Origin of the sequence: Lysinibacillus louembei, assembly GCF_033880585.1 — a bacterium.
In the GTDB taxonomy this organism is placed as follows: Bacteria; Bacillota; Bacilli; order Bacillales_A; family Planococcaceae; genus Metasolibacillus; species Metasolibacillus louembei.
In genome coordinates, this window is the sequence record NZ_CP137624.1 from 3,855,751 (window position 1) to 3,869,153 (window position 13,403).

The 13,403-nt window shown below is 41.4% G+C and carries 13 protein-coding genes and 1 pseudogene; 4 read left to right on the top strand and 10 right to left on the bottom strand.

What is annotated here, in order from left to right; genetic code table 11:
- Nucleotides 1–8: 8 nt before the first annotated feature.
- The 4 genes and pseudogenes from coaBC to R6U77_RS19295 form a co-directional block, all read right to left on the bottom strand.
- A pseudogene (gene coaBC, locus R6U77_RS19280) lies at nt 9–542 on the bottom strand (bifunctional phosphopantothenoylcysteine decarboxylase/phosphopantothenate--cysteine ligase CoaBC); the annotation flags it as partial.
- 76 nt (nt 543–618) lie between these two features.
- Nucleotides 619–843 carry a DNA-directed RNA polymerase subunit omega gene (gene rpoZ, locus R6U77_RS19285; protein ID WP_293922024.1) on the bottom strand — a complete coding sequence of 75 codons (225 nt, stop codon included), beginning with the start codon at nt 841–843 and terminating at the stop codon, nt 619–621.
- 3 nt (nt 844–846) lie between these two features.
- Nucleotides 847–1,464, bottom strand: coding sequence for a guanylate kinase (gene gmk, locus R6U77_RS19290; RefSeq protein WP_293922026.1), 618 nt, complete (start codon nt 1,462–1,464; stop codon nt 847–849).
- Between the two features lie 22 nt (nt 1,465–1,486).
- Nucleotides 1,487–2,362 carry a YicC/YloC family endoribonuclease gene (locus R6U77_RS19295; protein WP_293922028.1) on the bottom strand — a complete coding sequence of 292 codons (876 nt, stop codon included), beginning with the start codon at nt 2,360–2,362 and terminating at the stop codon, nt 1,487–1,489.
- A gap of 156 nt (nt 2,363–2,518) precedes the next feature.
- Between R6U77_RS19295 and R6U77_RS19300 the strand changes: the two genes are divergently transcribed.
- The 4 genes from R6U77_RS19300 (at nt 2,519) to R6U77_RS19315 (ending at nt 5,572) form a co-directional block, all read left to right on the top strand.
- The gene (locus R6U77_RS19300) at nt 2,519–4,183 is read left to right on the top strand and encodes an Rqc2 family fibronectin-binding protein (protein WP_319836854.1); all 1,665 of its coding nucleotides are present in this window, start codon (nt 2,519–2,521) and stop codon (nt 4,181–4,183) included.
- A 164-nt stretch (nt 4,184–4,347) separates the two neighbouring features.
- A complete protein-coding gene (locus tag R6U77_RS19305) occupies nt 4,348–4,491 on the top strand; it encodes a hypothetical protein (RefSeq protein ID WP_293922032.1) in 144 nt (47 codons plus the stop codon).
- A gap of 134 nt (nt 4,492–4,625) precedes the next feature.
- Nucleotides 4,626–5,405 carry a methyltransferase domain-containing protein gene (locus tag R6U77_RS19310; protein WP_319836855.1) on the top strand — a complete coding sequence of 260 codons (780 nt, stop codon included), beginning with the start codon at nt 4,626–4,628 and terminating at the stop codon, nt 5,403–5,405.
- A 17-nt stretch (nt 5,406–5,422) separates the two neighbouring features.
- Nucleotides 5,423–5,572, top strand: a complete 150-nt coding sequence (locus tag R6U77_RS19315) for an NUDIX hydrolase (RefSeq protein ID WP_319836856.1) — start codon at nt 5,423–5,425, stop codon at nt 5,570–5,572.
- A gap of 527 nt (nt 5,573–6,099) precedes the next feature.
- Here R6U77_RS19315 and pyrE read toward each other — a convergent pair.
- From pyrE to R6U77_RS19345, 6 genes are read right to left on the bottom strand one after another with little or no spacing between them, the layout of a single operon-like run.
- Complete coding sequence (gene pyrE, locus R6U77_RS19320; protein WP_293922036.1) at nt 6,100–6,729, bottom strand: orotate phosphoribosyltransferase; 630 nt, start codon at nt 6,727–6,729, stop codon at nt 6,100–6,102.
- Nucleotide 6,730: 1 nt separating this feature from the next.
- Nucleotides 6,731–7,438 carry an orotidine-5'-phosphate decarboxylase gene (gene pyrF / locus R6U77_RS19325; RefSeq protein ID WP_293922038.1) on the bottom strand — a complete coding sequence of 236 codons (708 nt, stop codon included), beginning with the start codon at nt 7,436–7,438 and terminating at the stop codon, nt 6,731–6,733.
- On the bottom strand, nt 7,438–8,349 hold the full coding sequence (locus R6U77_RS19330; RefSeq protein WP_293922040.1) for a dihydroorotate dehydrogenase: 912 nt from the start codon (nt 8,347–8,349) through the stop codon (nt 7,438–7,440). The genes pyrF and R6U77_RS19330 overlap by 1 nt, the downstream gene beginning before the upstream one ends.
- Nucleotides 8,346–9,119, bottom strand: a complete 774-nt coding sequence (locus tag R6U77_RS19335) for a dihydroorotate dehydrogenase electron transfer subunit (RefSeq protein WP_319836857.1) — start codon at nt 9,117–9,119, stop codon at nt 8,346–8,348. The genes R6U77_RS19330 and R6U77_RS19335 overlap by 4 nt, the downstream gene beginning before the upstream one ends.
- Nucleotides 9,116–12,316, bottom strand: a complete 3,201-nt coding sequence (gene carB, locus R6U77_RS19340) for a carbamoyl-phosphate synthase large subunit (RefSeq protein WP_319836858.1) — start codon at nt 12,314–12,316, stop codon at nt 9,116–9,118. Before carB ends, R6U77_RS19335 begins: the two co-directional genes overlap by 4 nt.
- Nucleotides 12,309–13,403 (bottom strand): carbamoyl phosphate synthase small subunit, encoded by a 1,095-nt coding sequence (locus R6U77_RS19345; RefSeq protein WP_319836859.1) that lies wholly within the window; start codon nt 13,401–13,403, stop codon nt 12,309–12,311. The genes carB and R6U77_RS19345 overlap by 8 nt, the downstream gene beginning before the upstream one ends.

Sequence of the window (13,403 nt, forward strand, 5' to 3'; positions counted from 1 at the left end):
CCTTCTTTAAAATGCGACAATACTAATGCCGTTATTTTCTCTGGCTCCTCTAAGCGTCCTTTGCCAATGTAACCACATGCTAAAAATCCTTCAGAGGGCTCAATAAAATGACAGCCATCCTCATGTAGCTGTTGAATATTGCGCTTTACTGCTGGGTGGTCATACATATGCACATTCATTGCAGGTGCAATCCATACAGGTGCTGTTGTTGCGAGTAGTGTTGTCGTCACCATATCATCCGCAATACCGTTTGCTAGCTTCCCGATTACGTTGGCTGTCGCTGGCGCCACAATGACTAAATCTGCCCAATCAGCTAAATCAATATGGGCAATGACACTTGAATCCTTTTCATCAAATGTATCAAAAAAAACATCATTTTTAGACATGACTTGGAAGCTAAGTGGCGTGACAAATTGTCTTGCAGATGCAGTCATCATAACCTTTACATTCATTCCTGCCTGTGATAGCTTGCTGACGAGTGCTACCGCCTTATAAACTGCAATGCCACCTGTCACACATAATAAAATATTTTTTTTGCTCATCGATTTCCCACCCTTTCAAACGATAAGCTCCCAAAGAACGTTTCCTCGGGAGCTACATCATCAGTCTTTAAATCGCTTAAATTTCGTCCTCGTAAACAGTTGAAGCATCTTCTGCCTCTCTGCGTAAAACACCTGCCGCTACTTCCTCTAGCGCACGACCTACTGGCTTATAAGATACGTACTTGTTTAGCTTTTCGCCACCTTGCTCCTGCATTTGGCGTGCACGCTTAGAAGCTAGGCTCACAAGTGAATATTTTGAATCAATTTCCTTTTTTAAGGCATCTACTGATGGGTATAACATGAATTATTCTCCTTTCAACATTGACAAATATATTTTTTCGACGCGCTCACGTCGGCAATGCTCTGCTTTAATAATAGCATTAATTTTATCGCATGCGTTTTGCACTTCATCATTTTCTACAACATAATCATAAAGACTCATCATTTCAAGCTCTTCACGCGCTGTTGCAATACGCTTTGCAATAATATCTTCCGTTTCTGTTCCTCTTCCAACCAAACGATCCTTTAACTCTGAAAGGCTTGGTGGCGCTAAAAAGATAAATAGCGCATCAGGTGCTTTCGCACGAATTTGGGCAGCTCCTTGCACTTCAATTTCTAAAAAAACATCTCGCCCTGCTTCTAGCGTATCATTTACATAAGCAAGTGGCGTACCGTAATAATTGCCAACAAACTCTGCATGCTCTAATAAACCGCCTTGCTCAATTAACCCTTCAAATTCCTCACGCGTTTTAAAGAAATAGTCTACACCATCAACCTCTCCTTCGCGAGGTAGACGTGTTGTCATGGAAATCGAATATTCATAATTTGTATTCGCTTGTGAAAATAGCTCTTTTCGAACCGTTCCTTTTCCAACACCAGATGGACCGGATAATACGATTAATAAGCCACGTTGTTTTCTCATTGATTATTAAATCTCCCTTTAGCTATTCGATATTTTGAACTTGCTCTCGCATTTTCTCTAAAATGGCTTTTGCTTGTACGACCGCTACTGAGCTTTCAGAGGATTGATTTTTGGAGCCAATCGTATTAATTTCCCGATGCATCTCCTGCATTAAGAAATCAAGCTTACGCCCAATTGCACCATGCTCCTGCAATATTTCCTCTAGCTGACCAAAATGACTATCAAGACGGTCTAGCTCCTCCGTAATATCTACTCGTTCTGCGAATAATGCCACTTCCATTAACAAACGTTCCTCCAACAGCTGCCCACTCGCAATTTCTTCGATACGCGCTTTTAAACGCTCTCGATATTTCATTACAGCATCTGGTGACGTTGCACGGATCTGTGCAATTTGCTGTTGTAATTGTTCTTTATATTGTAACATAACTAGCTTCAACTCTTGTCCTTCACGCTCACGCATTTGCACTAAATTTTCAATTGCTTCCTGCATCGCTCGCTCTACCGCAATTAAAAAGTCTTCTTGCATCGCCTCTTGCTTTTCAACAACTAACACTTGATCAAGCATAGCAATTTCCTGCATTGACCATTTTTCCTGCATCGCAATTTTTTGTGACAATGCTTCCTTTGCTTTTATGTACGCTTCAAGTAAAGCCCAATTAATTGTTACGTGCTGTTCTTCTACTTGCAGCTCCTTCACCGCAATGAGTACATCTAGCTTTCCGCGTGAAACAGCTGTTGAAAGCATTTTTTTCGCTAACACTTCCGATTCCATCCACTCTTTCGGAAATTTTGTGCTTATTTCTAAAAAGCGATGATTCACAGCACGAACTTCAATCGTTAATTGATACGATTTTGTCGTTGTGACACCCCTGCCAAAGCCTGTCATACTACGCACCAAGGTCCGTCACACCTTCCTTTAAAATACTGCACACCATTATAACATACTCTGAACTGTTTTTTCGTACATTTTGCAAGAAAAACATCTAACTAGAGCATGACATAAGAAAAATGCTATGATAGAAGAATCAAGTACTGAACGAAAGAGGAATCAATTATGGCTTTTGATGGATTATTTACACGCGCAATGGCGCTAGAGCTACAACAATTAGTAACAGGACGCATTACGAAAATTCACCAGCCGAATGCAATGGAAGTAATGCTTCATATTCGAGCAAATGGGGCAAATCATAAACTGATTATTTCTATCCATCCATCCTATGCACGCATACATGTAACAGAACAAACGATTGATAACCCTGCTGAGCCTCCGATGTTTTGCATGCTTTTGCGCAAACATTTAGAGGGAGGCTTTATTCATTCAATCACACAGGATGGAACCGAGCGTATTTTACATATTACAGTTGAAAGTAAAAATGAAATTGGCGACCCAATTATGCGCAAGCTCATTATCGAAATTATGGGCAGACATAGCAACTGTATATTAGTCGATGCAGATAACGATAAAATACTCGATAGCTTAAAGCATTTACCACCTTCATTAAACAGCTACCGTACCGTTTTACCAGGGCAAACATATATCGCACCACCTGCACAGCATAAGGTAAATCCGTATGAATCGACAGAGGAGCATTTTTTTGCTGAGCCGAAAAATGCCAAGGAGGTCGTTGCGCATTTTGCAGGCTTCTCGCCTCTACATGCGGAGGAACTACTAGCTCGCTTATCACGTGACTCCTCAGCTTTTCAACCATTTTTACAGGAGTTAATGATTGCCGCGAATCCTACTTATGTTGAAACTGGTGGAAAAGCTGCATTCTCACCAACTAATTTGACACATTTACAAGGGCATGTCACGACATATCCAACACTCGGTGCTTTGTTAGATCGCGTCTTTTTCGCAAGAGCAGAACGAGACCGTGTCAAACAGCAGGCCGGTGATTTAGAACGCTGGCTAAGCAATGAAGTTGATAAGCTAAAGCTCAAAACAAAAAAGCTTGAAAAGGATTACGAGCAGGCTTCAAAGCTCGACCAATTGCAGCTATATGGTGAGCTGTTGATGGCCAATATTTATCAGTTTGAAAAAGGGCAAGACAGCGTAACGGTGGAAAACTATTATAATGGTGAAACAGTAATGATTGCGATTAACCCTCGCAAAACACCAATTGATAACGCACAGCATTACTTCCAACGCTACAACAAGGCAAAAAACGCACTTGTCATGATTGAGGAACAGCTAGCAAAAACACGTACAGATATTGATTATTTTGAAATGCTCGCACAGCAAGTTGCCCAAGCAGCGCCGAGCGATATCGAGGAAATTCGTGAGGAATTAGCAGAACAAGGCTTTTTACGTTTACGTGCCTCAAAGAAAAAGAAAAAACCAACAAAGCCAATGCCTGAACAATTTGTATCTTCAACAGGTATGACGATTTCTGTTGGTAAGAATAATAAGCAAAATGATTTTTTAACATTTAAATTAGCGAAGAAAAATGACATTTGGCTGCATACAAAGGATATTCCTGGCTCACATGTCGTCATTCATAACGAATCACCTGATGAAACGACATTGCGTGAAGCCGCTATGCTTAGCGCTTATTTCAGCAAAGCGCGAGAATCTGCCTCTGTCCCTGTTGACTACACAGAAATTCGCCAAGTGAAAAAGCCAAATGGTTCAAAGCCCGGCTTCGTCATTTATTTCGAGCAAAAAACATTGTATGTGACACCTGATGAGGAATTAGTGTTGAAATTGAAGAAAAAATAAACGAAAGGGGTTTATCTGAAGTGGATAAACTCCTTTTTTAAGCTTGGTTGAGTGAGTTGCTACTTTTGAGATAATAAATTGCTGTCTAAACTTTTAATTTACCTATTCCAAAAACATTCTGAATATTGTATAATTAAGAAATATTCTATCTGGAGGTGTTGCATATGCCATATCAAGCATATTTAGAGCAAGTACAAAGCAAGTATCCGTACACATACGAGGAAACTTGTGACCACAATAATAATTCTTATTTACATGAAGAGCGTTGCGAAGATACATTTGATTACTTCGGTGATAACGACTTCTAACAGAGGGGTATAGGCTATGACAATTGAAGACATCTAGAAAATGTATGGTGGATGATGCCATGCATTTTTTGTTGTTTTAACTGAGTTATGTTAAAATTTGTATCCACTATTTTTTTATAAAGGAGCATAAATATATGACATTACTGAATCCAACTACTTTCTCGAACTGGTTAATACCTCACTCACTCGAGTGGTATGCACAATTAGGTGAACTACAGCAACGCTATGAATATCCATGGGCTTCCTCTCTTGCAGAGCCGAATGGCGAGTCGATGTTTGATGAAATTGTAGCTCAAACAATTGTCGGAAAGAAAGTATTAGATGTCGGTTGTGGACACGGTGAGTTTACATTAAAGTGCAGCTTATTAGCGAGGGAAATCACTGGCTTTGATGTAACCAATCATTTTATTCAAAATAGACTTAACACTGCAAGATCAAATGCCTCCTTTGTTGTTGGAAATACAAAAAACGGGTTACCTTTTCAAACAAATGAATTCGATTGTGCCTACATAAGAAAAGGCCCTACCTCTGCTTACCCTTCTCTTAAAAATGTTGTGAAAAAAGGCGGTGCAATTATTGGATTACATCCTGGAGATGCACTAGGGAAAGAGTTACCTATTTTATTTCCTAATCTTTTTGAATCAACAATTGGGACACCTATTTTAAATAAGATTAAAGAAAACCTTGCAAATAGTGATTTTTCAGAATCAACAATTGAAACAGTCAATAGTACCGAATATTTCCAGTCTCCAGAAGACATATTGAAGCTTCGTTGCTTCGGTCAGCATCCATCTATTTATGAAACATTGACAGTTGAAAACTTAGATGAAATCGCCTCTACTTTTAAGCAACATGCAACAGCAAATGGGTTGCCTATTACATATTCACGCTATATTGTAAAAGCAACAATCTAATAGAATTGGGTGATACAATGAATTATCAGATGACATCTGCATGCCTTGTCCTGAATGAGCAAAAGGAAATCCTTTTAAAAAAAGACCCAAAGCGTGGCTGGGAGCTACCTGGTGGCATGGTCGAATTGAATGAAACTTTTAAAGAAGCTGCTATACGAGAAGATTGAGCGATTTTGTGGTATCTCACAAGAATTAAGTAAGCAATTATGAAATATTTGGTGGGTAGGTAAACCTGTAGGTGGGAGTCTAACAACCAGTAATGAAAGCTTAGAAGTCAGGTTTTATAGTCTAGAACAGGCTTTGCAATTAATGAAGAACGAAGATTTTAAAGCGGAGCTGCTAGCCTGTTTTAATGAGTCCACTCAGCCGTTCACTCTGTTCTTTGATTAACTATTTATTCCACGTTTTTGCGGATTTATTCCACGTTTTCAAACATTTATTCCACGTTTTTCGAGTTTTATTCCACGTTTTCGGAAGTTTATTCTACGTTCTGAAAAATAGCCTGTGAAATTGAAAGAAAGTTTGGCTATTCGCCAAACCTTCTCTCTTTTGTGCTCCTGCGGTGGCTGCGCCATCCTCGTCGCATGCAAAACTTAAAGCTCTCCGGCTTTAAGCGGCGAAGATTCAGCCATTGCTGAATCTTCTATCCCCTGTGCTCCTGCGGTGGCTATGCCATCCTCGTCGCATGCAAAACTTAAAGCTCTCCGGCTTTAAGTTTTGCATGCCACTCCTTCAAGAACGGAATGTGCTCTTCTGCAACGTTGCCTGATTCAGAGGCTGCTTCTACTAAGTAATCAAAGTTTGTTAAAGAAACATATTTTACGCCGATTTCATCGAATGCTTTTTCTGCTTTTGGTAGGTTGTATGTGTAGACACATACGACACCTAGCACTTCACAGCCCGCTGCGCGCAGTGCTTCTACCGCTGTGATGGATGAGCCGCCTGTTGAGACGATGTCTTCTACTACGACCACTTTTTGACCCGCAGCATATTTACCTTCAATTTGTTTACCACGACCATGTTCTTTTGCTTTTGAGCGCACATAAACCATTGGTAATTGTAAAATATCTGATACCCATGCAGCATGTGGTATGCCTGCTGTTGCTGTGCCTGCTACCACTTCTACTTCTGGGAAAAATTCCTTAATGTTTGCTGCTAAGCCGTTTGCGATTTGCTTACGGATGGCTGGGTCTGAGATTGTTAGACGTGTGTCACAGTAAATTGGTGATTGGATGCCTGATGCCCATGTGAACAAGTCTGTTGGATTTAGTTCTACTGCGCCTACTTGTAGCATTCCGGCAGCAATTTCTTTTTGTAATGTCATGTTATTTTGCCTCCCATAATTGACGAACTTCTTTGTATGCTTCAACTGGATTTGCTGCGCCTGTAATTGCGCGCCCTACAACGATTAATGAAGAACCGTCACGTTTTGCGCCATCCGGTGTTGCGATGCGCTTTTGGTCATGAGCATCGCCACCTAGCATGCGGATGCCTGGTGTTACGCGTAAAAAGTCTTCGCCACAAGCATCTGCGATTGCTTTTGCCTCATGTACCGAACATACGACGCCATCTAAGCCTGCTTCTTTTGTTAGCTTCGCATAATGCAATACCGACTCTTGTAAAGATAAAGCGATTTTTTGCTCATCTCGCATTTGCTCTTCTGTTGTTGATGTTAATTGTGTCACAGCGATTAATGCTGGGCGCTTGTTGCTCGCTGCTGTACCAGCTTCTAAGCCTTCTAAAGCGCCTTCCATCATTGATTTGCCACCCGCTGCATGGACATTGATTAAATCAATGCCTAAACGCGCTAAACCTTTCATTGCAGATTGCACTGTGTTTGGAATATCATGAAGCTTTAAGTCTAAAAAGATAGCGTGTCCTTGCTCCTTGATTTTGCTCACAATGCTTGGACCTTCCTGCATATAAAGTTCCATGCCGACTTTCACGAACAATGGCTCATTAAATTGCTGTAAAAAGCTAAACACTTCTTTCTCACTTGGAAAGTCGAGTGCAATAATTGGTTTGTTATTCATTAGCGGTGACTCCTTCCAATAATCTCTGAAATATGGCTTACACCTAGCTCATCTAGCTTCGCTGGCAATGCATCGATAATATTTGGGCAAACGAAGTGGTCGACGAAGTTCGCTGTGCCAACTGCTACAGCCGATGCACCTGCCGACATAAAGTCGATGACGTCCTGTGCATTCGTAATGCCGCCCATGCCGATAATCGGAATTTCGACTGCTTTGTAGACATCGTAGACCATGCGAATCGCAACTGGCTTTACGGCTGGACCAGATAAACCGCCAGTACCGTTTGCGATAACGGGCTTTCCTGTTTTTTCGTGTAAACGCATGCCAACTAATGTGTTAATCATCGTAATACCATCTGCCCCGCCTGCTTCTACTGCCTTTGCAATATCTACAACATTCGTTACGTTTGGTGATAGTTTCACATAGACAGGAACGCTCGATACGGCCTTAACAGCGGCTGTTAATTCCTGTGCTGTCGCTGGGTCTGTACCGAATTGAATACCACCACATTTAACATTTGGACAGGAAATATTTAATTCAAGTGCTTTGACATTTGGTGCAGTAGAAATTTGACGTGCTACCTCTACATAATCAGACACTTCTGTTCCTGCTACATTGGCGATAATTGGCACATCGTAGCCTTCTAAAAATTTTAATTCTTCGTTCATTACTTTTTCAAGACCAGGATTTTGCAAGCCGATTGCGTTTAACATCCCTGCCGCGGTTTCTGCTACACGTGGTGTTGGATTACCTGCGCGTGTTTCAAGCGTCGTCGCCTTAATCATGATTGCGCCTAGCTTTGACAAATCATAAAGCTGTGCATATTCGCGACCAAAGCCAAAGCAGCCTGATGCTGGCATAATCGGGTTTTTCAACGATAGTCCTGGTAATTCTAAGTTAATGCGGCTCATAGTTGGACAACTCCTTTCGGGAATACTGGCCCATCTGAGCACACTTTTACGTAATCTTTCTCCACTTGATCTGTCGTTTGACAAACGCAAGCGAAGCAAGCGCCGATACCACAGCCCATACGCTCTTCAAATGATAAATAACCTTCCTTTTCTGGGTAGGCATTTTCCATCGCCTTTAGCATTGGTAGCGGTCCACAACAGTAAAATGCATCAAATTCTGGCTTTAACTCATCCAGCAATGTTGTGACAAAGCCTTTTGTCCCTTTTGTCCCATCTACCGTTACATAATACGTATCGCCTAGTTTGCTAAATTCTTCCTCATAAAATGTTACATTTTCCGATTGGAAGCCAAGTACATGAATTGTGCGTACACCACGCGCATTCAACTGCTTCGATAGCTCATGCAGCGGTGGTACACCGATTCCTCCGCCTACTAATAGCGCTGTGCCGCCCGTTGGCACAGCTTCAACTGGGAAGCCGTGACCAAGTGGACCTAACACATCTACCTTTTGACCTGTAGCTGCTAATGATAGCACCTCTGTTCCACGACCCTCTGCACGATAAATCATCGTAAACTGGCTATCTTGCTTGTTGACATCCGCAATACTAATTGGTCGGCGCAATAGTGGCTCCAATGTATCCGATACTTTGACATGGACGAACTGCCCAGGCGTCATATCCTGGACTAGTTCTCCTTGTAATACAAGCTCGAAAATATTATGAGCAATTTTTGCTTGGCGAACGACTGTCATACGTTCACTTTGAATCATGAATGTTTAACCTCCGCCTTTGGCATTTCTTCTGCTGTAAATGTCATGGATTCAATGACACGCAGCATTGCCTCTGCTGTATCTAATGATGTTAAACATGGCACACCATTTTCGACTGACTCACGGCGAATACGGAAGCCATCACGCGCTGGCTGTTTGCCTTTTGTTAATGTATTAACAACTAATTGTGCCTCGCCATTTTGAATAACATCAATTAATGTTTTACCTTTTGCACCGATTTTTTCAACAACATCTGTGCGTACGCCCGCTGCCTCGAAGCTACGTGCTGTACCTTCTGTTGCCATAATACGGTAGCCTACTTTTGAGAAGCGCTTTGCAATGGCGATTGCTTCTTCTTTATCTTTATCCGATACCGTAAATAATACTGTACCGTATGTTTTAATTTCTGTACCAGCTGCTACTAAGCCTTTATAAAGCGCTTTTTCTAATGTTGCATCTTTCCCCATTACTTCACCTGTTGATTTCATTTCAGGTCCTAATGTAATGTCTACGCGACGTAATTTCGCAAATGAGAATACCGGTACTTTAACGAATACGCCTGGTTGCTCTGGTGCTAAGCCTGTTGGGTAGCCTTGTGCTGGAATTGATTGACCTAAAATTGCTTTTGTTGCGATATTGGCCATCGGGATGTTCGTAATTTTACTTAAGAACGGTACTGTACGTGATGAGCGTGGATTTACTTCGATTACGTAAATTTCGCCTTCGCTCATAACATATTGAATATTCATTAAACCAACGATGCCTAAGCCTTTAGCTAAGCGTGTTGTGTAATCTACTAACGTTTCTTGCTGTGCAGCTGTTAATTTTTGCGGTGGGTAAACAGAAATCGAGTCACCTGAGTGAACGCCTGCGCGCTCAATATGCTCCATAATACCTGGAATTAAAACATTTTCACCGTCACAAATTGCGTCAACCTCGATTTCTTGACCTGTTAAATAGCGGTCAACTAATACTGGGTGGTCTGGAGAAGCTTCTACTGCATGCTCCATATAATGCGCTAATTCTTCCATGTTATAAACAATTTCCATTGCGCGACCACCAAGTACATATGATGGACGTACTAACACTGGGAAGCCAAGCTTTTCAGCAATCGCCATTGCCCCTTCTGCTGAAGTTGCTGTATCACCAGGAGGCTGTGGAATATCCAATTGTTGTAACGCTTGCTCGAATTTATCGCGGTTTTCCGCGCGGTCGATATCTTCCAATGTCGTACCTAAAATTTTCACACCGTTTGCTTCTAATTTATCTGCTAGATTAATTGCTGTTTGTCCACCGAATTGCACCACTACACCGATTGGTTGCTCTAAATCGATGATGTGCATAACATCTTCAATTGTTAATGGCTCAAAGTACAGCTTATCTGAAATCGAGAAATCTGTTGAGACAGTTTCAGGGTTTGAGTTAATAATAATCGCCTCATAGCCTGCCTCTTGAATAGCCCATACAGAATGCACTGTTGCATAGTCGAACTCTACACCTTGACCGATACGAATTGGACCCGAGCCTAGTACGACAACAGATGGCTTATCAGAGCGCACTGATTCGTTTTCCTCTTCGTATGTCCCATAGAAGTACGGTGTTTGTGATTCGAATTCTGCCGCACATGTGTCTACCATTTTATAAACAGGGATAATGCCGTTTTCTTTACGGAATGCGTAAATTGCTGCTTCTGTTGTTTCCCAAAGCTCTGCAATCTTTTTATCTGCAAAGCCTAAGCGTTTTGCTGTGCGCAAGATGTCTTTGTCATTTTTATTGGCAGCTATTGTGCTTTCCATTGTCACAATTTTTTCCATTTTTTTCAAGAACCATAAGTCAATTGCTGACCATTCGTGAATTTGCTCGATTGTCACACCGCGACGCAATGCTTCACCGATGAAGAATAAGCGCTCATCACCTGCTTTGCGAATACGTTTTTCAATCCATGTGTCTGTTAATTCTTCCGCATGCTTCATTTCGATATGGACATGACCTGTTTCAAGTGAGCGTACTGCTTTTAACAATGCCTCTTCAAATGTACGACCAAGTGCCATGACTTCGCCTGTTGCCTTCATTTGTGTTCCTAAATTACGCTTCGCTGATTCGAATTTATCAAATGGCCAGCGTGGAATTTTTGCAACGATATAGTCAAGTGCTGGCTCAAAGCAAGCATATGTTGAGCCTGTTACAGGGTTTTTAATTTCATCCAATGTTAAACCTACTGCGATTTTCGCTGCTAGCTTGGCAATTGGGTAGCCCGTTGCTTTTGAAGCTAATGCAGATGAGCGAGAAACACGTGGGTTTACTTCGATTACATAGTATTGGAAGCTATTTGGGTCTAACGCTAATTGGACGTTACAGCCACCTTCGATTTTTAGTGCGCGGATAATATCTAAAGAGATATTGCGCAGCATTTGATATTCGCGGTCAGATAATGTTTGAGATGGTGCAACAACGATAGAATCACCTGTGTGAATACCAACAGGGTCAAAGTTTTCCATGTTACATACAACGATGGCATTGTCTGCTGCATCACGCATTACTTCATATTCAATCTCCTTAAAGCCTGCGATTGACTTTTCAAGTAAGCATTGTGTCACTGGTGAATATTTTAAGCCTGATGTTACGATTTCCTCTAGCTCTTGGTCATTGTGACAAATACCACCGCCTGTACCGCCTAAAGTGAAGGCTGGACGTACGATTACTGGGTAGCCAATTTTGGCAACAAAGCGCTTCGCTTCATCTAAGTTATGAATAATATCTGATTCAGGTACTGGTGCGCCTAGCTCATACATTAAATTACGGAATAAATCGCGGTCTTCCGCCTTATGAATGGCATCAAGCTTTGTTCCTAAAATTTCAATGCCTAGCTCCTCTAAAATACCCGATTCATCTAACTCAATCGCCATATTTAAGCCTGTTTGCCCACCAAGCGTTGGTAAAATTGCATCTGGGCGCTCTTTACGTAAAATACGTGAAACGAATTCTAATGAAATTGGCTCGATATATACTTTATCTGCAATTTCTGTATCTGTCATAATTGTCGCAGGATTTGAGTTAATTAAAATAACACGGTAGCCTTCTTCTTTTAATGATAAACAAGCTTGTGTACCAGCATAGTCAAATTCTGCTGCTTGACCGATGACGATTGGACCTGAGCCGATTACTAAAATTGTGTTGATATCTGTACGTTTAGGCATGTTTTTTCTCCTTTTCTGCTTCCATCATGTCAATGAATTCATCGAATAAATGATTTGAGTCTTCTGGGCCTGGTGAAGCTTCAGGGTGATATTGCACTGTGAATACTGGATGTGTTTTATGACGTAAGCCTTCAACTGTCCCATCATTTAATGCAATATGTGTAATTTCTAAATCTGTATTCGCTAATGATTCTACATCAATCGCGTAACCATGATTTTGTGATGTCAATTCTGTGCGACCTGTGCGTAAGTCTTTTACAGGGTGGTTCGCTCCGCGGTGTCCAAATGGTAATTTAAAGCTTGTTCCACCGCTCGCTAATGCGAATAGCTGGTGACCTAAGCAAATTCCAAATATCGGCACTTGACCGATTAATTTTTTAATTGTTTCAACACCCTCTGTTACATCCGCAGGGTCTCCAGGGCCATTTGACAGCATGACACCATCTGGATGCCACGCTAAAATTTGCTCTGCTGGTGTGTTGTAAGGTACTACTAAAACATCACAATCGCGTTTATTTAACTCGCGTAAAATACCGTGTTTCATACCAAAGTCCATTACCACAACGCGCTGACCGCGACCTGGAGATGGGTATGCTGCTTTTGGTGATACTTCTTTTACATGATGTGTAATCAATGGTGTTGCTTGTAATTGTGCAACGATTTCATCTACATTTACTTCTTCATCTGCCGCTGTTAAAATGGCACGTACCGCACCTTTTGAGCGAATAATGCGGGTTAATTTGCGCGTATCAATGCCTTCAATCCCCGGGATATCTTGGCTAGTTAAATAGTCGTTTAATGTTGTATCAGAGCGGAAATTTGATGGATGCTCCTCTAGCTCACGCACAACAAAGCCGCGAATCGCTGGTGTAATGCTTTCAAAGTCGTCACGATTAATACCGTAGTTTCCGATTAAAGGATATGTCAATGTAACAATCTGTCCATAGAAAGAAGGATCTGATAATGTTTCTTGATAGCCTACCATACCTGTTGTAAAGACAACCTCACCTTGTGATGCTTTGTCGCTACCAAATGCAGTACCGCTAAATACTGTACCATCCTCTAAAATTAATAAACGCTTCTTCAT